The 20,669-nt window shown below is 72.1% G+C and carries 16 protein-coding genes; 8 read left to right on the top strand and 8 right to left on the bottom strand.

Annotated features, from left to right (window positions below; translation table 11 throughout):
• Positions 1–16 precede the first annotated feature (16 nt).
• Entirely contained in the window at positions 17–1,099 is a 1,083-nt protein-coding gene (locus ASE15_RS12440; RefSeq protein ID WP_056763541.1) for a GNAT family N-acetyltransferase, read from the bottom strand.
• A 91-nt stretch (positions 1,100–1,190) separates the two neighbouring features.
• On the opposite strand from ASE15_RS12440, the gene metH reads away from it, so the two are divergent.
• The 4 genes from metH (at position 1,191) to ASE15_RS21870 (ending at position 8,397) form a co-directional block, all read left to right on the top strand.
• Complete coding sequence (gene metH, locus ASE15_RS12435; protein WP_056763539.1) at positions 1,191–4,754, top strand: methionine synthase; 3,564 nt, start codon at positions 1,191–1,193, stop codon at positions 4,752–4,754.
• A 27-nt stretch (positions 4,755–4,781) separates the two neighbouring features.
• Positions 4,782–6,479 carry an FAD-binding protein gene (locus ASE15_RS12430; RefSeq protein ID WP_235534394.1) on the top strand — a complete coding sequence of 566 codons (1,698 nt, stop codon included), beginning with the start codon at positions 4,782–4,784 and terminating at the stop codon, positions 6,477–6,479.
• 21 nt (positions 6,480–6,500) lie between these two features.
• The gene (locus tag ASE15_RS12425; RefSeq protein ID WP_056763535.1) at positions 6,501–7,076 is read left to right on the top strand and encodes a TetR/AcrR family transcriptional regulator; all 576 of its coding nucleotides are present in this window, start codon (positions 6,501–6,503) and stop codon (positions 7,074–7,076) included.
• Between the two features lie 214 nt (positions 7,077–7,290).
• Entirely contained in the window at positions 7,291–8,397 is a 1,107-nt protein-coding gene (locus ASE15_RS21870) for a dihydrofolate reductase family protein (protein WP_369800596.1), read from the top strand.
• A 110-nt stretch (positions 8,398–8,507) separates the two neighbouring features.
• On the opposite strand, the gene ASE15_RS12410 is transcribed toward ASE15_RS21870, so the two are convergent.
• Genes ASE15_RS12410 through ASE15_RS12400 form a run of 3 tightly spaced genes read right to left on the bottom strand, consistent with a single transcriptional unit; the run spans position 8,508 to position 11,708 of the window.
• Positions 8,508–9,083 (bottom strand): DUF6580 family putative transport protein, encoded by a 576-nt coding sequence (locus ASE15_RS12410; RefSeq protein WP_056763530.1) that lies wholly within the window; start codon positions 9,081–9,083, stop codon positions 8,508–8,510.
• The gene (locus tag ASE15_RS12405; protein ID WP_056650202.1) at positions 9,062–9,523 is read right to left on the bottom strand and encodes a DUF4430 domain-containing protein; all 462 of its coding nucleotides are present in this window, start codon (positions 9,521–9,523) and stop codon (positions 9,062–9,064) included. The genes ASE15_RS12410 and ASE15_RS12405 overlap by 22 nt, the downstream gene beginning before the upstream one ends.
• Positions 9,524–9,581: 58 nt before the next feature.
• On the bottom strand, positions 9,582–11,708 hold the full coding sequence (locus tag ASE15_RS12400) for a type IIA DNA topoisomerase subunit B (protein ID WP_056650205.1): 2,127 nt from the start codon (positions 11,706–11,708) through the stop codon (positions 9,582–9,584).
• Between the two features lie 167 nt (positions 11,709–11,875).
• Here ASE15_RS12400 and ASE15_RS12395 point away from each other — a divergent pair, with 167 nt between their 5' ends.
• Positions 11,876–12,082 (top strand): hypothetical protein, encoded by a 207-nt coding sequence (locus ASE15_RS12395; protein WP_056650208.1) that lies wholly within the window; start codon positions 11,876–11,878, stop codon positions 12,080–12,082.
• Positions 12,083–12,417: 335 nt separating this feature from the next.
• On the opposite strand, the gene ASE15_RS21515 is transcribed toward ASE15_RS12395, so the two are convergent.
• The 3 genes from ASE15_RS21515 to ASE15_RS12380 form a co-directional block, all read right to left on the bottom strand.
• Positions 12,418–13,989, bottom strand: a complete 1,572-nt coding sequence (locus ASE15_RS21515) for an RNA polymerase sigma factor (protein WP_056650212.1) — start codon at positions 13,987–13,989, stop codon at positions 12,418–12,420.
• A gap of 296 nt (positions 13,990–14,285) precedes the next feature.
• Positions 14,286–14,681: a universal stress protein gene (locus tag ASE15_RS12385; protein ID WP_056650215.1), complete on the bottom strand. Its 396-nt coding sequence runs from the start codon at positions 14,679–14,681 to the stop codon at positions 14,286–14,288.
• Between the two features lie 117 nt (positions 14,682–14,798).
• Positions 14,799–15,953 carry a DUF4192 domain-containing protein gene (locus ASE15_RS12380; protein WP_056763528.1) on the bottom strand — a complete coding sequence of 385 codons (1,155 nt, stop codon included), beginning with the start codon at positions 15,951–15,953 and terminating at the stop codon, positions 14,799–14,801.
• Between the two features lie 121 nt (positions 15,954–16,074).
• Here ASE15_RS12380 and ASE15_RS12375 point away from each other — a divergent pair, with 121 nt between their 5' ends.
• Both ASE15_RS12375 and ASE15_RS12370 read left to right on the top strand, forming a co-directional pair.
• On the top strand, positions 16,075–16,647 hold the full coding sequence (locus tag ASE15_RS12375) for a hypothetical protein (RefSeq protein ID WP_157277214.1): 573 nt from the start codon (positions 16,075–16,077) through the stop codon (positions 16,645–16,647).
• 14 nt (positions 16,648–16,661) lie between these two features.
• Positions 16,662–17,783 (top strand): polyprenyl synthetase family protein, encoded by a 1,122-nt coding sequence (locus tag ASE15_RS12370; RefSeq protein WP_056763524.1) that lies wholly within the window; start codon positions 16,662–16,664, stop codon positions 17,781–17,783.
• A gap of 118 nt (positions 17,784–17,901) precedes the next feature.
• Here the strand turns inward: ASE15_RS12370 and ASE15_RS12365 are convergent, their stop codons facing one another.
• A complete protein-coding gene (locus ASE15_RS12365) occupies positions 17,902–18,321 on the bottom strand; it encodes an Rv2175c family DNA-binding protein (protein WP_056650227.1) in 420 nt (139 codons plus the stop codon).
• A 127-nt stretch (positions 18,322–18,448) separates the two neighbouring features.
• Between ASE15_RS12365 and pknB the strand changes: the two genes are divergently transcribed.
• On the top strand, positions 18,449–20,578 hold the full coding sequence (gene pknB, locus ASE15_RS12360; RefSeq protein ID WP_056763522.1) for a Stk1 family PASTA domain-containing Ser/Thr kinase: 2,130 nt from the start codon (positions 18,449–18,451) through the stop codon (positions 20,576–20,578).
• Positions 20,579–20,669: the final 91 nt, after the last annotated feature.

Genomic DNA, 20,669 nt, shown 5'->3' with positions numbered 1-20,669 from the left:
GGGACACGGTAGGGCCTCAGAGCTCGATCGAGTACATCCGGGAGCCGTCCTTCTTCTCGTAGCCGAGGCTCGCGTAGAGCCCGTGGGCCCCGGACGGGTTCTCGGTGTCGACGTCGAGCTCGGCGTACTCGACCCCGCCGGCCTGGTAGGCGGTCATGCCCGCGCTGAGGAGCGCGAGCGCGATCCTGCGCCCGCGGTACTCCCGGCGGACCCCGAGGGTCTCGGTGTACCCGCTCGAGTACCCCGCGACGGGCCAGTCCTGCTCGTACCGCCCCGACAGGAGGTACCCGGCCACGACGGGACCGCCGCCGGTGCTCGCGCGGGGAGCGACGCCGTCGGGGGCGTCGTCGTCGACGACGAGCACGCTCCACTCGGGCGCGAACATGCTGCGCCCGTGCACCCAGGACTCGGGCGTCGCGGGCTCGCTGCCCCAGTGGTCGCGGAACGCGTCGTTGTGGGCCAGGCGCGTGGCCTCGTCGAGCTCGGGAGACCACGGGACGACGCGCAGGCCGTCGCCCAGCGCTACCTCGGGGACGGGCAGCGACAGGTCTCGACGCAGGGTCGAGTAGTAGCGGTTGGCCGTGTAGCCCGCGGCCTCGAACAGGCGGCACTCGGGCGCATCGCCGTCCTGGACGTAGCCCGCGATGCGCGCGGGCAGCTCCTTGCCCGAGGCCGCGAGGAGCTGACGCGCACGCCCCGTCGACCAGGCAAGGACCTGACGCCCGACGCCGCGTCCCCGCCACCGCGGGTGGACCGCGCCCTGGACGAACGCGCGGACGACGCTCGCGTCGCCGGGGCGGGTGTCGACCGACGCGTAGGCGCGCGGCTCGCCGTCGGCATCCAGGCCCACCAGGGTGTCGCGGGCGAGGTCGCGCCACTCCCCCTCGAACATCTCCTCGGTCTCCTCGAGCGAGGTGCGGAACGGATGCTGGTCGTGCTCCTCGACGGCCGCCGTCAGCGCGAAGAGAGCCGGTGCGTCCGCGAGCGTCAGGGAGCGCCAGACCAGGCCGTCGACCTCGGGGAGCGGCAGGTGGGCGGGCGCGGCCACGCGCTCGGCGATCGGGGCGAGGGCCGGCGGGGCGGACGGTTCGGTGCTCATGCGCACCACGCTAGGTCGCAGCGTCGCGCGCAGCATCCTGTTTTCCGGACACCCAGGTGTCGGCGTGCGGCCCGGCGTTACAGTTCGCCTCATGCCCCACGACGTCGCCAACGCCCGATCCGCCGCCTTCGCCGAGGCCCTGCGCACCCGCGTGGTCGTCGCCGACGGCGCCATGGGGACCATGATCCAGGAGCAGGACCCGAGCCTCGAGGACTACCAGCAGCTCGAGGGCTGCAACGAGATCCTCAACGTCTCGCGACCCGACATCATCGCCGCCGTCCACGACGCCTACCTCGAGGTCGGCGTCGACTGCGTCGAGACCAACACGTTCGGCGCCAACTGGTCCAACCTGTCGGACTACGACATCGAGGACCGCATCCGCGAGCTCGCCGCGGCCGGGGCACGCATCGCACGCGAGCGCGCGGACGCGTTCTCGACCCCCGAGCAGCCCCGCTGGGTGCTGGGCTCGATGGGCCCCGGGACCAAGCTGCCGAGCCTGGGCCACACGACGTACGCGAACCTGCGCGACACGTTCGCCGAGCAGGCGACCGGCCTGCTCGAGGGCGGGGTGGACGCGATCCTCGTCGAGACCAGCCAGGACCTGCTCCAGGCCAAGGCCGCGGTCAACGGCTCGCGCGCCGCGATGGCCGCGGAGGGGCGCTCGGTGCCGGTCATCGTGCAGGTCACGGTCGAGACCACGGGCACCATGCTCATGGGGTCGGAGATCGGCGCAGCGCTGACCACGCTCCAGTCGCTCGGCGTGGACGCGATCGGCCTGAACTGCGCCACGGGGCCCGCCGAGATGAGCGAGCACCTGCGCCACCTGTCCAAGCACGCCGAGATCCCCGTGACGTGCATGCCCAACGCGGGCCTGCCCGTGCTGGGCAAGAACGGCGCCTCCTACCCGCTCACGCCGAGCGAGCTCGCCGCGGCGCACGCCCAGTTCGTCACCGAGTTCGGCCTGGGCCTCGTGGGCGGGTGCTGCGGCACCACGCCCGAGCACCTGCGTCAGGTCGTCGAGGCCGTCCGCGCCCGGCCCGTGACCCCGCGCAGCCCCGCGCGCGAGGTCGGCGTCGCGAGCCTGTACTCGCACGTCGACTTCGACCAGGACGCCTCGTTCCTCGCGATCGGCGAGCGGACCAACGCCAACGGGTCCAAGGCGTTCCGCGAGGCCATGCTCGCCGAGAACTGGGACGAGTGCGTCGCGATCGCGCGCGCCCAGACGCGCGACGGTGCGCACCTGCTGGACGTGTGCATCGACTACGTGGGGCGCGACGGCGTCGCGGACGCCCGCGCGGTCGTCTCGCGGCTCGCGAGCGCCTCGACGCTGCCGCTCGTGATCGACTCGACCGAGCCGCCCGTGATCCAGGCGGGTCTCGAGCTCATCGGCGGCCGCGCGGTCGTGAACTCGGTGAACTTCGAGGACGGCGACGGCCCCACCTCGCGCTACGCGCGGATCATGCCGCTGGTCAAGGAGCACGGCGCCGCGGTCATCGCCCTGACGATCGACGAGGACGGCCAGGCCCGCACGGCCGACGCGAAGGTGGCCATCGCGAGCCGCCTGATCGACGACCTCGTGGGCACCTGGGGCATGCGCATCGAGGACATCGTCGTCGACACCCTGACCTTCCCCATCGCGACCGGGCAGGAGGAGACGCGACGCGACGCGATCGAGACCATCGAGGCCATCCGCGCGCTCAAGGCCGCCTACCCGGGCGTGCACACCACGCTCGGCGTCTCCAACGTGTCGTTCGGGCTCAACCCCGCCGCGCGCGTCGTCCTCAACTCGGTGTTCCTGCACGAGGCCGTCGAGGCCGGGCTCGACTCCGCGATCGTGCACGCGGCCAAGATCCTGCCGCTCGCGAAGATCCCCGACGAGCAGCGCCAGGCCGCGCTCGACCTCGTGTGGGACCGCCGCGAGTTCGACGCCGAGGGGAACATGACGGTCGACCCCCTGGCCCGGCTGCTCGACCTGTTCGCCGGTGTCGACTCGGCGTCGCTCAAGGACGCCCGCGCCGCCGAGATGGCCGCGCTGCCGCTCGGCGAGCGCCTCGAGCGCCGCATCGTCGACGGCGAGCTCAAGGGGCTCGACGCCGACCTCCAGGCCGCGCTCGACGAGGGCTGGAAGGCCCTCGACATCGTCAACGACCACCTGCTCGAGGGCATGAAGGTCGTGGGCGAGCTGTTCGGCAAGGGCGAGATGCAGCTCCCGTTCGTGCTGCAGTCGGCCGAGGCCATGAAGACCGCCGTGGCCTACCTCGAGCCGCACATGGAGAAGTCCGAGGACGCGAGCGGCCGGTCCAAGGGCACCATCGTGATCGGCACCGTGCGCGGCGACGTGCACGACATCGGCAAGAACCTGGTCGACATCATCCTGACCAACAACGGCTACACCGTGGTCAACATCGGTATCAAGCAGCCCATCGCCGCGATGATCGAGGCCGCCGAGGCCCACGACGCCGACGTGATCGGCATGAGCGGGCTGCTCGTGAAGTCGACCGTCGTCATGAAGGAGAACCTCGAGGAGCTCAACGCCCGCGGGTACGCGCAGCGCTGGCCCGTCCTGCTGGGCGGCGCGGCCCTGACGCGTACGTACGTCGAGGACGACCTCGCCGACGTCTACCAGGGTGAGGTCCGCTACGCGCGTGACGCTTTCGAGGGCCTGCGACTCATGGAGCCGCTCGTCCGCGTGGCGCGGGGAGAGGCGCGCGACGCCGTCGGGCTCCCTCCCCTCAAGAAGCGCCGGCACGCGACCGTGACCGTGACGCAGACGCCCGAGGAGGACCTGCCCGCCCGCTCCGACGTCGCGGCCGACAACCTGGTCCCCACCCCGCCCTTCTGGGGGACGCGCATCGTCAAGGGCATCCAGCTCGCCGACTACGCGGCGTTCCTCGACGAGCGCGCGACGTTCATGGGGCAGTGGGGGCTCAAGCCGGGGCGCTCCGACGACGGAGCCTCCTACGAGGAGCTCGTCGAGACCGAGGGCCGCCCGCGCCTCAACGCGTGGCTCGAGCAGATCCGCACCGACGGGATCGTCGACCCGTCGGTGATCTACGGCTACTTCCCGGTCTGGTCGGAGGGCAACGACGTGGTCGTCGGGCACCACGACGGGCCCGACGGCGGCTCGGGCGGTCCGGTGGGGACCGAGCGGTTGCGCTTCACGTTCCCCCGGCAACGGCGCGACCGTCACCTGTGCCTCGCGGACTTCGTCAAGCCGCGCTCGTGGGTCGAGGAGACCGGGCGCTACGACGTCCTGCCCGTCCAGCTCGTGACCATGGGCGACACCGTCGACGTGCACACGGCCAAGCTGTTCTCGGCCAACAAGTACCGCGAGTACATGGAGCTGCACGGCCTGTCCGTGCAGCTCACCGAGGCGCTCGCCGAGATGTGGCACTCCCGCGTGCGCTCCGAGCTGGGGTTCGCGGGCGAGGAGCCCGACGACGTCCAAGGGATGTTCGACCTGAAGTACCGCGGGGCGAGGTTCTCGTTGGGGTACCCGGCGTGCCCCGACATGGAGGACCGCCGCAAGGTCGTCGAGCTGCTGCGGCCCGAGCGGGCGGGTGTGGTGCTGTCCGACGAGCTGCAGCTGCACCCGGAGCAGTCGACGGACGCGTTCGTGTTCCACCACGCAGAGGCGAAGTACTTCTCGGTCTGATCCCGCAGGTCGACCACGAGCATGGTGGTGGGCAAGAGCGTGTGTCAGTATCAACCGGACAATGTTGTCCGGTTAAGGAGGCTAACGGTGCGCAGTTTCGATCACACCTACGACGTCGTCGTCGTCGGCACGGGAGGTGCGGGGCTCGCGACCGCGCTGGGCGCCATCGATGAAGGGCTCAGCGTCCTGCTGCTGGAGAGCACCGACCGGTGGGGCGGCAACACCGCGATGTCGGGCGGCGGCATGTGGCTGCCGAACAACCCGCTCATGCAGCGCGCCGGTGCCGGCGACTCGCGCACGGAGGCGCTCGAGTACATGGAGGCAACGATCGGCGTCGTCGGTCGCGCCTCGACGCACGAGCGCAAGGAGGCGTATGTCGACGGCGTCGACGACTTCGTCCTCACGGCAGAGAAGCACGGCATCGTCTTCGCCCGTGCGACCGACTACCCGGACTACTATCCAGAGCTGCCTGGCGGCAAGATCGGCCGAGCGATCGAGCCCAAGCCGTTCGACGTACGCCAGATCGGCGAGCTGGCGAAGTCGCTGCGCATCCTCATGCCGTTGCCGATGATGACCGACGACGTCTGGCAGATCGTGCGCGCCTGGTCGACCCTCGACGGATTCGGGCGCGGCGCTCGAGTCGTCTTCCGTGTGCTGGGCGGCGTCATCACCGGCAAGAAGCTCACCGGCATCGGCGCGGGCCTCGCCGCCCGGCTCGGGCACGCCGTGTTCGTCGAAGGCAAGGCACCCCTGTGGCTGGAGTCGCCGCTGGAGGAGCTGCTCCTCGAGGGCGACCGGGTCGTCGGAGTGCAGGTTCGCAAGGACGGCAATCCGGTGACGGTCGGCGCGAAGCGCGGGGTCATGCTCGCAGCAGGTGGCTTCGACCAGAACAGGGCCAAGCGCCTGGAGCTCCAGGGCGTCGAGGGCACACCGTCTGGCAGCCCAGGTGCTCTCGGCGTCCCGATCGACCTGGCACAACAGGCCGGCGCCGCCGTCGAGCTCATGGAAGACGCCTGGTGGGGGGCGTCGATCGCAGGCCCGGAAGGATTCGGCCCGTCCTTCCTGGTCGGTGAGCGCTCCCTCCCCTTCTCGCTCATCGTCGACGCCCGAGGCGCCCGGTTCGCCAACGAGGCCGAGTACTATGTCGACCTCGGCCATCACATGCTCGAGCACGACAAGGACGGTGACTACTGGTTCATCCTCGACGCCCGCCACCGCCACCGTTACCTGCGCTCCTTCGCACTGGACCCAAGGCTCAGCAAGGCGATGAGGGCCGAGGGAATCGAGGTGAAGGCGGACACGCTCGAGGAGCTCGCCGAGAGGCTCGATCTTGACAAGGCAACCTTCCGGTCCACGGTGGAGCGTCTCAACGGGTTCGCTCGCACCGGCCGCGATCAGGACTTCGGCAAAGGCGACTCGGCGTACGACCGCTACTACGGTGATCCGACCGTGCGCCCGAACCCTTGCCTGGGAACGATCGAGAAGGGGCCCTTCGTCGCCTACAAGATCGTTGTCGGCGACCTCGGCACCAAGGGCGGAGTGGTGACCGACACCGACTCCCGCGCCCTGCGTGAGGACGGCTCCGTGATCGAGGGGCTGTACTCCGCCGGCAACAACTCCGCCTCCGTCATGGGACACACCTATCCGGGTCCAGGGTCGACGATCGGCCCGGCTGCCGTGTTCGGCATGCGTGCCGCCCGCCACATGGCCCGCGCACGAGGATGACCCGGGTCTAGGCTCCTTGCCATGCCCACGACCGACACGCCGCTGGGCCGAGCCGCCAACCTCGGCCCGGCTGCGGCGGCGCGCAATCGCACCGCACTTCTCGCGGCGGCTCGAGCCGTCTTCGCCGAAAGCGGGATCGAAGCCCCGCTCGCAGCGATCGCCAGGCGAGCCGGCGTCGGGCAAGGCAGCCTCTACCGGCACTTTCCCGACCGGGTCGCTCTCGCTGTAGCAGTCTTCGAGGACAACGTGGCGGAGCTCGAACTGCTCGCCGCCGATCCGCGCTCGACGCTTCGGGACCTGCTCACAACGGTCACGCAGCAGATCGTCGATTCGACCGCGTTCGTCGACCTCGTCCGCGCCGCCAACACTGACCGGCGCGTCGCCTCGCTGGCAACCCGCGTCGAGGCAGTCATCGACGCGCGGGTCCGGTACGGCCATGCGGACGGCACAGTCCCGGGAGATCGCACCGCTTCGGACCTGATGCTCTCGGTGACGATGGTCTCCGCTGCCGTCTCTTCAGACGCGCCCGCGACCACGCGCCTACGGCTCGCGCTACGTGCCTGGCGTCTGCTCGGGGTGGATCTGAGCGAACATTGACCCTGGCGACGTCCCGCGAGCGCTCGTCGGCCGTGACGGGCCGCGGGACGACGTCGCCTGTGAGCGCTGCGATGGACCAGCCTCGTCGAACCATCGGCAGGACGTCGTCGCGGAGAGTCGACCAGAGCGTCGAACAACACGGCGCGCCCGATGACTTCTGCCGCGCCACCCGGTCTACCCCCATGACCCTGCCGCCGACCCACCGGAGCACATCATGGGATCGATCGAGATCGAGCTGTTCACGACCCTGGACCTCGTCGGGCAGGCGCCCGGCGGGCCCGACGAGGACCCGATCGGGTTCCCGTTCGGCGGCTGGCAGGCTCCCCTGCTGGACGACGTCGCCGGGGAGCAGGTCGCCGCCGCGTACGAGGGCACCGACGCCCTCCTGCTCGGGCGCCGCACCTACGACATCTTCGCCGCCTTCTGGCCCCACCAGGAGGGCGGTCCGGACGACGACTTCGCCGCGCTCTTCAACCGCATCCCCAAGTACGTCGCCTCCCGCGGCAAGCCCGACCTCTCCTGGGCCGGGTCTGCGCAGATCGGCCCCGACCTCGCCGCCGCGGTGCGCGAGGTCCGCGACCGGCACGAGCACGTCAAGGTCGTCGGCAGCCTGGGCCTGGTGCAGACGCTGCTGCGCGAGAAGCTGTTCGACCGCCTCGACCTGTGGGTCCACCCGATCGTCCTCGGCGTCGGGAAGTCGGTGTTCGACGGCGGTGCCGTCCCCACCAACCTGACCCTGCTCGAACCGCCGGCGGCGAGCCCAGCGGGCACCGTGCTCCTGCGCTACGGTCTTGCCGACGGCACCCCGCGACGGGCGACATGGCCGCCGCCGACCGCGGCGTCAGTGCTGCAGACCAGACCGACTGAGGCAGGAGCACCCATGGCGATCCAGCGGCTGGACAACATCGGCATCGTCGTCGCCGACCTCGACGCGGCGGTCGCGTTCTTCGTCGAGCTCGGGATGGAGCTCGAGGGCAGGGCGCCCATCGAGGGGGCCTGGGCCGGGAGCGTCGTCGGGCTCGACGGGATGCGGTCCGAGATCGCGATGATGCGCGTGCCGGGCGGCTCCGGTCGGCTCGAGCTGTCCACCTACCACTCGCCCGACGCGGTCGACATCGGCCTGGGCACCGCGCCGTCGAACACCCTGGGCCTGCACCGCGTGATGTTCGCTGTCGACGACATCGACGACACGGTCGAACGGCTCGGCGCGCTCGGTGCCACGCTCGTGGGCGAGATCGTCCGGTACGAGGACGCCTATCGGCTCTGCTACCTCCGCGGGCAGGAGGGGATCATCGTGGCCCTGGCCGAGGAGCTCGGGTGAGCAGGGTCCGGGCCCCAGAAACCGCTGAGGTAGAACGTCCTGCGTGAGGTAGTACCCACCGGGTTCTCTCTCGCGCGGGACGTTCTACCTCAGCGAAAGACGAAGCGACCTCACGCCGCCTGCGGCACCGCCACGAGTCCCCGCGACCGCTCGAGCCGCTCCACGAGCAGCGTGCCCGCGGCCACGACCGGCAGGAGCACGAGGTTCCCGACCAGCATGGTCCGCAGGAACGGCAGCCCGGCGACGTAGCTCGCCACGAGCCCGTCGAGCCCCGCGGGGTACCAGACCCCGCGACCCTGGAACCAGACGCCGAAGTTGGTCCAGAAGAAGAACCACAGCGACCCGCCGACGCCCAGCCCGGCGGCTGCGCCCACGCGCCCCCACCCGGACGTGCCCCGGGTGAGTAGCGCGCCGAGCCCGATCACGAGCCACGCGCTCCACGTGAACAGCGCGATCGACGTGTTGCCCAGCGCGAGGTCCGAGACCACCGCGACGACCAGCGGCGCCAGGAACGCCAGGCGGTGCCGGACGAGGACCGCGGCGACGAACGCCGCCGAGGTCACGAGCTCGAGGTTCGGCGGGGCGCCGATCTCCTCGCGCACGAGGCGGAACACGATCGCGAGCGCGACGAACGCCACCGCGATCGCGGGGCGCCACCAGCGGGTCAGTAGGTCTCGAGCTTCCACGTGATCTCGTCTCCCGTCTCCGTCACGAGCGACCCGGCGCCGACCTGGGCCATCTCACCGTTCACGTACAGGGCCCAGAACTCCTTGGCGGAGTCCTGCGCCTCGCGCCCGTCGATCCCCGTGACGAACGCGTTCTCGCCCTCGCCCTGGACCACGGCGGTGGGGTCGGCAGCGACGAGCAGCTCGAGCGCGGTCTTCCCGGCGACGCCCTCGTAGGTGAGCTCGACGTCGTCCGCCGAGTCGTCAGCGTCGCCGCTCGTCGCGTCGTCCGCCGACTCGGACGCGTCGTCGTCGGCGGCGACCGTCGAGGAGGCCGTGGTGTCGGCCGCGGGCGTGTCCTCGCCCTGGGCGCATCCGGCCAGGAGGCCGACCGCGAGCAGGAGGGACGTCAGGGCGGTCAGCGAGCGTGCCGGGGTGGCACGAAGAGTCTGGGGGTTCACACCTGGCAGTCTACGAACGCTCGCCCCGAGGCGGGGCGAGCGCCCAGCAGACGGGACGTCAGGCGTCGATGCGCGCCCTGTCCAACCCTGCGGCCCCCGCGATGATGAAGTCCTTGCGCGGTGCGACGTCCGATCCCATGAGCAGCTCGAACACGCGCTCGGCGGACTCGGCGTGCTCCGCGGTGACACGGCGCAGCGTGCGGTGGCGCGGGTCCATGGTGGTCTCCGCGAGCTGGTCGGCGTCCATCTCCCCGAGCCCCTTGTAGCGCTGGATGTCCTCCTTGTAGCGCTTGCCGGACCGGTCGAGCTTCTTGAGCACGTCGCGCAGCTCGGCCTCGGAGTACGTGTAGATGTACTCGTTCTTGCGCGAGCCCGCGCCGATGACCTCGACGCGGTGCAGCGGCGGCACGGCCGCGTAGACCCGGCCCGCGTCCACGAGGGGGCGCATGTACCGGAAGAAGAGCGTGAGCAGGAGCGTGCGGATGTGCGCGCCGTCCACGTCCGCGTCCGTCATGAGCACGACCTTGCCGTAGCGCGCGCCCTCGAGGTCGAACGAGCGCCCCGAGCCGGCACCGATGACCTGGATGATCGCGGCGCACTCCGCGTTGCGGAGCATGTCCGTGACCGAGGCCTTCTGGACGTTGAGGATCTTCCCGCGGATGGGCAGGAGCGCCTGGAAGTCGGAGCTGCGGGCGAGCTTGGCCGTGCCGAGGGCCGAGTCCCCCTCGACGATGAAGAGCTCGCTGCGCTCGACGTCGTCGCTGCGGCAGTCCGCGAGCTTGGACGGCAGCGACGAGGTCTCGAGCGCGTTCTTGCGGCGCGAGATCTCCTTCTGCTTGCGCGCGGTGATGCGGGCGCGCATCTCGGCGACGACCTTGTCGAGGAGCAGGGAGGCCTGCGTCTTCTCGTCGCGCTTGGTCGAGGTCAGCATGGCGCCGAGCTGCTGCTCGACGACGCGCGCCACGATCGCCCGGACGGGGGCCGTCCCGAGGACCTCCTTGGTCTGCCCCTCGAACTGCGGCTCGGCGAGCCGGACCGTGAGCACGGCCGTGAGGCCCGCGAGGACGTCGTCCTTCTCGATGCGCTCCGAGGCGTCCTTGGTGGACACCTTGAGCCGGCGGGCGTTGGTCTCGACGCCCTTGCGCAGGATCTTGAGCAGCCCGGCCTCGAAGCCCGCGAGGTGCGAGCCGCCCTTGGGCGTCGAGATGATGTTGACGAAGGTCCGCAGCTCGGTGTCGTAGCCCGTGCCCCAGCGCAGCGCCACGTCGACCTCGCAGTCGCGCGTGACCTCCTGCGGGGTCAGGTGGCCCCGCTCGTCGAGGACCGGGACGGTCTCCTTGAACGTGCCGGAACCCGTCAGGTGCCACGTCGCGGTCACCGCGGGGTCCGGGGCGAGGAAGTCGACGAAGTCGATCGTGCCGCCCGAGTGCTGGAAGCTCTCCTCGACCGGGCCGTCGGCGCCGGGCGTGCCCGGCAGCCCGCGCTCGTCGCGCAGCGTGATCTTGAGGCCGGGCACGAGGAAGGTCGTCTGCCGCGCGCGCGTCACGAGCTCGTCGTAGGAGAAGACCGCGGTCTTGGGGAACACCTGGCGGTCCGCCCAGTAGCGCACGCGGGTCCCGGTCCTCCCGCGGGGCGCCTTGCCCACGACGGCCAGCTCGGAGCGCTCGACGAACGGTGTGAAGGCTGCGTCCGGGTCCGGTCCGGACGCGGGGTCCGCGAACACCCCGGGCTCGCCGCGGTGGAACGTCATGCGGTAGGTCTTGGAGCTGCGGTCCACCTCGACGTCGAGGCGCGAGGACAACGCGTTGACGACCGAGGCGCCCACACCGTGCAGGCCGCCCGAGGCGGTGTACGAGCCGCCGCCGAACTTGCCGCCCGCGTGCAGCTTGGTGAAGACGACCTCGACGCCGCTGAGGCCTGTCTTGGGCTCGATGTCCACGGGGATGCCGCGCCCGTTGTCCTTGACCGTCACCGAGGTGTCGGCGTGCAGCACGACCTCGATCGCGTCGCAGTTGCCCGCGAGGGCCTCGTCGACCGAGTTGTCGATGATCTCCCACAGGCAGTGCATGAGACCGCGCGAGTCGGTGGACCCGATGTACATGCCGGGTCGCTTGCGGACGGCCTCGAGTCCTTCGAGGACGGAGAGGTGCCGTGCGGTGTAGCTGGACTCAGAGGTGGTCGTCACGAAGGGAAAGCCTAGACGCTGCCACCCACAGGTCCTCGCCGCCGGGCCGTGACGCGTCGCACTCGGTTCCCACGACCTCCCTATTCCCGAGAAGCCGCGGCTACGCGGGTAGCGAACCCGGGCCATTTCGGTACGAGGAAAGGGTCCCGGGATGATTACATGGTCACGTGACTGCTACGACGACTGAACCGCTGACCGTGGCCGACCGTTGCGACCGTTGCGGCGCCCAGGCGTACGTGCGCGTGACCATGCCGAGTGGGGAGCTGCTCTTCTGCGCCCACCACGCCCGCGCGCACGCTGCCGCCTACGCAGACATCGCGACGCACGTCCAGGACGAGACCGACCGCCTGCTCGCGGAGCACGGCGCTCGCTGAGACCCCCGCGTGCGCTCGACGCGCACGGGACACCCTGAACCCCGACCGGTGATCATCACCGGCCGGGGTTCTTTCTGTCCGGACCACGGCGCCCGGGCGTCGTGCGTGCCGGACGGAGCCCCCGCCGTCGGGCCGCAGGAGCAGCGCCCGTGCCGCTCCCGACGGCGCGGGCGCGCCTCGTGCAAGCCTCTCGCCAGCACGCGACGCTCCCCGTGCCCGACGGCGCCACGCGCCCCGTACCCCGTCTCGCCCGGGCCGGGCGCACGACCCCGGACGCACGAGAGGCCCGCACCCCTTGCGGGGTGCGGGCCTCTCGGCGCTGCTGGTGGAACCGGTCAGTCCAGGTAGTCGCGCAGGACCTGCGAGCGGCTCGGGTGACGCAGCTTCGACATGGTCTTGGACTCGATCTGACGGATGCGCTCACGCGTCACGCCGTAGACCTTGCCGATCTCGTCGAGCGTCTTGGGCTGCCCGTCGCTCAGGCCGAAGCGCATGGAGACCACGCCGGCCTCACGCTCGGAGAGCGTGTCGAGGACCTGGTGCAGCTGCTCCTGGAGCAGCGTGAAGCTCACGGCGTCCGCGGGGACGACGGCCTCGGAGTCCTCGATGAGGTCACCGAACTCGCTGTCGCCGTCCTCGCCGAGCGGCGTGTGCAGCGAGATGGGCTCGCGGCCGTACTTCTGGACCTCGACGACCTTCTCGGGGGTCATGTCGAGCTCCTTGGCGAGCTCCTCCGGGGTGGGCTCGCGGCCCAGGTCCTGGAGCATCTGGCGCTGCACGCGGGCCAGCTTGTTGATGACCTCGACCATGTGCACCGGGATACGGATGGTGCGGGCCTGGTCGGCCATGGCTCGCGTGATGGCCTGACGGATCCACCACGTCGCGTACGTCGAGAACTTGTAGCCCTTGGTGTAGTCGAACTTCTCGACCGCACGGATCAGACCGAGGTTGCCCTCCTGGATCAGGTCCAGGAAGAGCATGCCGCGGCCCGTGTAGCGCTTGGCGAGCGAGACGACCAGACGCAGGTTGGCCTCGAGCAGGTGGTTCTTGGCGCGACGACCGTCGCCCGAGATCCACTCGAGCTCACGGCGCAGCTTGGGCTCGAACGTGTCGCCCGAGCTCAGGCGCTCCTCGGCGAACAGGCCGGCCTCGATGCGCTTGGCGAGCTCGACCTCCTGCTCGGCGTTCAGCAGCGCGACCTTGCCGATCTGCTTGAGGTAGTCCTTGACCGGGTCCGCCGTGGCGCCCGCGGTCACGACCTGCTGGGCAGGAGCGTCGTCGTCGTCCGCGTCGGAGTAGACGAAGCCACGCGACTCGTCGGCCTCCTCGGCGGGCTTGGCGGCGGTCGCGGGGGTCTCCGCGTCGTCGTCGGTCTCGACGAGGTCCTCGACCACGACCTCGTCGGAGTCCTCGTCGTCCTTGGCTCCGCGCTTGCGGCGCGTCGTTGCCGCGGCCTTGGGTGCAGCCGTCTTGGCCGTCGTGGCGCGCTTGCGCGTCGCAGGGGCCTTGGCGGCGGGCGCTGCGGCCTCGTCGGTCGCGGCGTCCGTGGACTCAGCCGCGGCGGCGGCGGTGGCCGCAGCGGTGCGCGTCGTCGTGACGGCACCTGCCCGCGGGGTCGCGGCCTTCTTGGTGGCGGGCTTGACGGCCCGCGACGTCGTGGTGGAGCGCGAGGAGGTGGCGGCGGCGACCTTGGTCGCGACGGGGATCTCGACCTCGACACCGGCACCGGCCAGTGCACGCAGCACGGCCTTCAGACGCTTGGGGTCGCCGATCGTCGCGCTCTCGCAGGCGTTGCGGAAGCTCTCGGCGTCGACCCGGCCGTTCTCACTGCCCTTGCGCAGCAGTTCCTGCAACGCGGGGTGTTCGAACTCGTGCGGGAGAGCGGGGTTCTGGGAAGAGGGCGCCACAAACCGACCTTTCGGCAATCACTGGAGGGGCGTGCCCGGGAGATCGGAGGACTCTCGGATCATGTGCGGACACCTATATTGTACCGGCCGAACCGTCGTCGAACGCCGGTGAAGCGTGTTCCGACGCGGGTGAGTTGCCGCCAACGGGCCTGCACACGTCCACTCCGCTGCTGTCGTCCCCTGGTCAACGCACCGGAGCCGCGGAAGATTCCCCCCGACGATGGTCCTGGTCACACCCTCCTGCCCGCGCGCGTCGCGGCCGTCCGGGCGACCCCTCACGGGTCCTGCGAGCCGTGTCAGGGTCGGTGGGGCTTGACCGCGAGCACCGGGCAGGGAGCGTCCAGGAGGATGCGCTGGGCGTTGGACCCGAGGATGAGCTTGCCGACCGGGCTCCGCCGCCGCAGACCGATGACGATCAGGCCGGCACCATGGGTCTCCGCGGTCGCCACCAGGTCCTCGGCGACCTCGCCCGTGCCCGTCACGACCTGATGAGGGATCCCTGCCTCGTCGAGCGGCGCCGTGATCCGGGCGATGTCGGCGAGCCGCTCCTCGACCTGCTCGGGGAGGGACCGGCCGTCCTTGTCGCTCACGACGACCAGGAGCTCGCTCCGACGGCTGATCGCCTCGTCGACGGCCGTGCCGAGCGCCTCGCGCCCCTCGGGGGTGGACAGGTAGCCGACAACGACTGTCATGGGAATCCTCCGTCATGCCTGAGGCATGCCTGCTGGCGCGCGCAGGACGGGCTGCTCCCGGGCTGCGGACCGGGACCACCCCGGCAGGTGCGACGGTACCGGAACGCCCGTGGATCCTCACCTCGCCGCACCCGCCTCGGCGCGGGCCCAACCCGGCGCGAGCCCCGCCTCGAGCGCGCTCCTCACGAGCAGCGCGAGCCGGTACGCGGGATCCGCGTCGAGCGCCCTCCTGAGCCGGTCCGCGGCGAGCCCGCCGTCGCCCTCCCACCAGGCGAGGAGGGCGAGGAGCGTGAGCGCCGGCGCCTGTCGCCCCGTGCGGCCGGCTCCCACGACGGCCTCGAGGACCGTGCGTGCGCTCCGCACGACGTCCGGGTCCGGCGGGAGCCCGACCGCGGGGTCGACCATCGCCGCGATGGCCGAGGCGGTCCCCGCCTCGACCTGCGGTCCCGGGACGGCGGTCGCGGTGAGGCGCGCGACGTCCTCGGTGCCCGCGGCGAACGAGAGCAGGACGGCGTCCCGGACCGGGATGCTCTCGAGCGCCGCCTCGAGTCGTCCCAGGAGGGCGGGCGGAAGCACTGTCTCGCCCCCACCCTCGCGCCGGTCGGCGACCGCGACCGCGGACCGCCACGCCTCGAGCCCTCCGGCCCGCCAGCGGGCCGCGGCGTCCCCGCCGACCGCGAGCGCCTTCTCGCGGTCGGCGCGCCAGCGCGCGGAGGCCCGGACGGCCCGACGGCGCAGCGCGGGCTCGAGGACCGGGATCGCGAAGGAGTGGGCCCGGGAGGGCGCGACAGCAGCCCCCGCGAGGACCATGTGCGCGCCGACCTGGGTGGACTCGAGGTCGGTGAGGGGCCTGCCTGCCGCGGGGCAGCACGCCTCGTCGAGGCAGTCGAGCGAGGAGTACCCCCGCGGGCCCACGACCCAGACCTCGAGGTCTCCGAGGAAGTCCTCAGCGGCCTCCCGGCAGTGCTCGACCGCCGCACGCTCACGGGCCGCCGGGGCACCGCCCGCGCGCAGGTCCACGTCGGTGTACACGACGAGCACCGCGCGCCGTGCACCGTCGGCGCACAGGTGGGACACGAGCGTGCGGGCGACCTGCGGGCCGTGCTCGAGGTCCGCGAGGTCGGTCAGGTCCGTACGGGCGACCAGACCCACCCGGCCGCGCGGGGCGCGCAGGCTGATCAGGACCGCACTGTCGTCGGGGCGGTACCCGAGCCGGAAGGGGACGTAGGCGAGGAGCTCGCGGGGCCCGCGGGCCCGGATCGTGGTCGTCATGTCGCTCATCCCACCGCGCGACCGGCGCCCTGAGGAGAGGGCGGGCACGGCTGTGGACGTCGGACCGGGCCGGCGTGGGCTGTGGTCGAGCCACGCACCGCGCACTGACTACGGTGTGGGGGTGCGTCGTCCATCTGACTCGATCGATCGCCTCCGGACCGTGGGGGCGTCCGCCACCGCGGCCTGCCTCGCGCTCGGTCTGCTCGTGGGCTGCTCGGCTCCTGCCGCCCCCCCGACCGGACCCGACCGCGGCACGGACGCGACGCCGTCGGGCGATGCCTCCGCCCCGGCCCCCGAAGGCCTGTCCCCCGCTGCCGACATGCCCTCGTTCGACGAGAGCTCCGTCGCCGGCTCGCTCGTCGCGGGCTTCCCGGCCGACGCCGTCCCCGTCCCGCCCGAGGCGCAGGTCCTCGCGAGCTCCGCGGCCGACGTCGAGGGCCAGCCCCTGCGCCAGGTCACGCTCAACCTCTCGTCGACCGCCTCGGTCCAGGAGATCCTCGACTTCTACTCGCAGGCGATGGCCGCGGCGGGCTTCACCGCGGTCGAGGGCTCCTCGACGGGCGGCCTGAGCGGCCAGGCCGCGTTCAACCGGGCGACGCCCGAGGGCGCGACCGAGACCCTGTTCGTGGGCGTCCTCGACACCGAGGACGCCCGGCTCGTGACGGTCAGCGGGCAGGTCGCACCTCCCGCGTGACCTAGGCTGCGGTCATGCCTGCTGACGCCCCTGCGCCCGCCTCACCGCCCGTCGACCGCGAGAACCTCCGCCCCGACGTCGACACGGCTCTCAGTGCCTTCCTCGACACCCAGCGGGCCCAGCTCGCCGCGATCGGCGAGGACGCCGCACCGCTCGCCCAGGCGACCGCCGACCTGCTCACGGGCGGCAAGCGGCTGCGAGCCGCCTTCTGCTACTGGTCCTGGCGCGCGCACGGCGGCCAGGTCGGCGACGGACGCCGGCGCGCGGCCGTCCGGACGGGCGCCGCGCTCGAGCTCTTCCAGGCGGCCGCGCTCTTCCACGACGACGTCATGGACAACTCCGACACCCGGCGCGGCCGCCCCGCCGCGCACCGGGCGTTCGCGGCCCGGCACCGCGACGCGGCCTGGTCCGGCAGCGACGTCCAGTACGGCTCGTCGGCCGCGATCCTGCTCGGCGACCTGTGCCTCATCGGGAGCCAGGCGGAGATCCGTGGGGCGCTCGTCGGGGTCCCCGAGGACGTCGCGCTGCGGACCCGGACGCTGTTCGACGACATGCAGACCGAGGTCACGGTCGGGCAGTACCTGGACGTGCTCGCGCAGGCCGTGCCGTGGGGCCAGGACCTCGACGCCGACGAGGCCAGGGCGCGCGCGGTGATCCGCTCGAAGTCCGCCCGGTACTCGGTCGAGCACCCGCTCGCGCTGGGGGCGGCCCTCGCGGGCGCCTCCCCCGACCGCCTCGCGGCGGTGCCCACCTACGGTCTGCCGATCGGCGAGGCGTTCCAGCTCCGCGACGACCTGCTGGGAGTGTTCGGCGACCCGTCCACGACGGGCAAGCCCGCCGGGGACGACCTGCGCGAGGGCAAGCGGACCGTGCTGGTCTCGCGGGCGCTGCGGACCGCGACGCCTGCCCAGCGCGAGCTGCTGCTGGGTGCTCTGGGCGACCCCGCGCTGGACCTGGCCACGGTCGACACGCTGCGTGGGCTGCTGGTCGAGACCGGCGCGGTCGCGGCGGTCGAGCGGCTCATCGACGAGCTGAGCGAACAGGCCTTCGCAGCGCTCGACGCAGCCGACCTCGCGGCGCCGGGTGCCGAGGTGGTCGCCGAGCTCGCGCGCGCCGCGGTGCAGCGCACGGCCTGAGGCTCGGCGCGTCGGCGTCGGGCACCGTCCGGCCCGCGCTGCGCCTCCGGCGGCGCGCGTCCGACCGTCGCCGCTCGACGGTACGCGTCACCGCCGAGCGGCGCCGGGCGTCAGGAGGTCAGAGCAGCGCCTGGGCGACCCGACGCACCTCGGCCTTGCGTCCGGCGAGCAGCGCCTCCATGGGCGACGTCCCGAGCGCCTCGTCCGGGCTGAAGAGCCACTCGATGATCTCCGCGTCGGTGAAGCCGAAGTCGGTGAGGACCGCGACCGTGCCCTGCACGGACATGAGCACCACGTGGCGCCCGTCCTCGGGGTTCTCGGGGGCGGGCGCCACGTTGGCCGGGTTGGCCCGGTGCGCCGGGACCACGAAGGCCGCGGGGATCTGGAACGAGGTGCGTTCGCCACGCTTGACGCCGACGACGCGCCGGTCCTGGACGATGCTGCGGGCCTGCGTCACGGTCGTGCCGAGCACCTCGGCGAGTTGGGGAAGGGTCAGCCACTCGGGAACGAGCTGCTCGAGGTCAGTCACATCAGTCACGGGACCAGCGTACGTGGCTCCGGGCACGGCGCCCGCCCCCCGTCGCTCACGATCCGTCCGCACGACCCCCACCACCACGATGCGGCGCCTCACCGGTTCCACGTCCCAGGACGCCTAGACTTCCCACGTGGCAACTGTGACGACTGATCCGTTCGTCGGCCGCCTGGTCGACGGGCGGTACGAGGTCGTGTCCAAGATCGCCCGTGGCGGCATGGCCACGGTGTACCTGGCGCTGGACCGACGACTCGACCGCGAGGTCGCGCTCAAGGTCATGCACCCTCACCTGGCCGAGGGCTCGGACGGCGCGGAGTTCGTCTCGCGCTTCCGGCGCGAGGCGCGGGCCGCGGCGGGCCTGACCCACGCGGGCGTGGTCGCCGTCTATGACCAGGGGATCGACGGCGAGACCAGCTACCTGACCATGGAGTACGTACCGGGCACGACGCTCCGCCACGTCCTGCAGGACGAGCGCGCGCTGGCCGTGGGCCGCACCCTCGAGCTGCTCGAGGAGATCCTGGACGCCCTGGCCGCGGCCCACCGCAAGGGCCTGGTCCACCGCGACGTCAAGCCGGAGAACGTCCTGATCGACGCGTCGGGGCACGTCAAGGTCGCGGACTTCGGTCTCGCACGTGCCGTGACGGAGGCCGCGTCGACCGCGACCAGCACGATCCTCGGCACGGTCGCCTACCTCGGCCCCGAGCTGATCACGTCGGGCCGCTGCGACGCACGGACGGACGTGTACGCGGTCGGTGTCATGGCCTACGAGATGCTCACGGGCCGCCTCCCCTACACGGGCGAGACCCCGCTGCAGGTCGCCTTCCAGCACGTCAACTCCGACGTGCCGCCACCCTCCGACGTCGAACCGTGGCTCCCCGCCGAGCTCGACGTGCTGGTCTGCGCCCTCGCGGCGCGCGCACCCGACGACCGTCCCGTCGACGCCGGGGCGGCCCTGACCCTGGTGCGCCAGACCCGGGCAGCGCTCGACCCGGCCGTCCTCGACCGGCGATCGGTCCCCGCGAGCAGCGGCACGGCCCGCGCGGTGGGCACGGCAGGCACGGACCGAAAGAGCCCGGACTCCGGCGCGACGGCCGTGCTGGCCTCGGTCGCCGCGGTGGGGGCCGCGACGGCCGGCGCGTCTCGCGCCGCCGCGGACCGGCAGACCGGCGCCACGGCCTCGCCCTCGGCCGCCCAGCCCGACTCGACCCCGACGACCGTCCTCACGGGTATCGGGCCCGCGTCGACCGCTCACCTGGTCACGACGTCGGCCCAGGGCGACGGCGTGCAGCACACGCTCGCGATGTCGCGCGGGGACCTGGAGGTCGACGGCTCCGACGACACCCCCTCACCCCGGTCACGCCGTCGGCGCGCCGGCTGGTGGTGGTTCGTGGTCGTCCTGCTCCTCGCCGGGGCCGCGGTCGGCGCGTCCTGGTGGTTCCTCAGCGGCCCGGGCGCCTACACGGCGGTCCCCGGGAACCTCGTGGGCGCGACGCAGGCCGAGGCCGAGACGACGCTCCGGGCGGTCGACCTGCGCAGCACGGTCAAGGAGGCCTACGACGACAGCTTCCCGGCCGGCACGGTGATCTCGACCGATCCCCCCGCGGGCGGCAAGGTCCGCAAGGACGGTGCGGTGAACCTGCTGGTCTCGCTCGGGGTCAAGATGCTCGACGTCCCGACCGGGCTCGTCGGGACCACGGCTGACTCCGCGACCGCTGCCCTCGAGGCCGCGGGCTTCGAGGTCGGCGACCCGGTCGAGGACTACAGCGACAACATGCCCGCGGGCGACGTGCTCGCCGTCTCGGTGCCCGAGGGCAGCTCGCAGCCCCACAGCACCGTCGTCCAGCTGACGGTCTCCCAGGGGCCCGCCCCCGTGACGGTCCCGCAGGTCGTGGGGCTCGAGAAGGACGCCGCGCTCACGGCCCTCACCGACCTCGGCCTCGACCCGAGCTCGACCGACGACTACTCCGAGACGGTCGCCGCGGGGCTCGTCATCAGCCAGACCCCCGAGAACGGTACCGAGGGCCACCGCGGTGACAAGGTCGCGCTCGTCGTCTCGCTCGGCCCGCCGCTCGTCGAGATCCCCAACACCTACGGGTGCAACGTCACCGAGGCCGAGAAGATGCTCACGGACGCGGGCTTCGTCGTCGAGGTGCGCCACCCGCAGGGCATCAGCCCGCTCAACATCGTCTACGCCCAGTCCCCCGAGGGCGGGGCCGGGAAGACCGCGCCCAAGGGGTCGACGGTCGTCGTCAACGTCTTCTGACGTTGCTCGGTCCTCTGACCCCGGCTCGGCCACCTGGCCGTTCGCGAGGTAGAGGGCTCGCGTCGAGGTAGAGGGCTGCACGCCTCTACCT

Source organism: Oerskovia sp. Root22 (assembly GCF_001429135.1).
In the GTDB taxonomy this organism is placed as follows: Bacteria; Actinomycetota; Actinomycetes; order Actinomycetales; family Cellulomonadaceae; genus Oerskovia; species Oerskovia enterophila.
Note: the sequence above shows the minus strand (reverse complement) of the source record. Positions and strands in the feature narration are given on the sequence as shown.

Excerpts from the sequence above, each read along its gene's own strand:
- ASE15_RS12440 (WP_056763541.1), bottom strand. The coding sequence starts at position 1,099 with ATGAGCACCGAACCGTCCGCCCCGCCGGCCCTCGCCCCGATCGCCGAG.
- metH (WP_056763539.1), top strand. The coding sequence starts at position 1,191 with ATGCCCCACGACGTCGCCAACGCCCGATCCGCCGCCTTCGCCGAGGCC.
- ASE15_RS12425 (WP_056763535.1), top strand. The coding sequence starts at position 6,501 with ATGCCCACGACCGACACGCCGCTGGGCCGAGCCGCCAACCTCGGCCCG.
- ASE15_RS21870 (WP_369800596.1), top strand. The coding sequence starts at position 7,291 with ATGGGATCGATCGAGATCGAGCTGTTCACGACCCTGGACCTCGTCGGG.
- ASE15_RS12385 (WP_056650215.1), bottom strand. The coding sequence starts at position 14,681 with ATGACAGTCGTTGTCGGCTACCTGTCCACCCCCGAGGGGCGCGAGGCG.
- ASE15_RS12380 (WP_056763528.1), bottom strand. The coding sequence starts at position 15,953 with ATGACGACCACGATCCGGGCCCGCGGGCCCCGCGAGCTCCTCGCCTAC.
- ASE15_RS12370 (WP_056763524.1), top strand. The coding sequence starts at position 16,662 with ATGCCTGCTGACGCCCCTGCGCCCGCCTCACCGCCCGTCGACCGCGAG.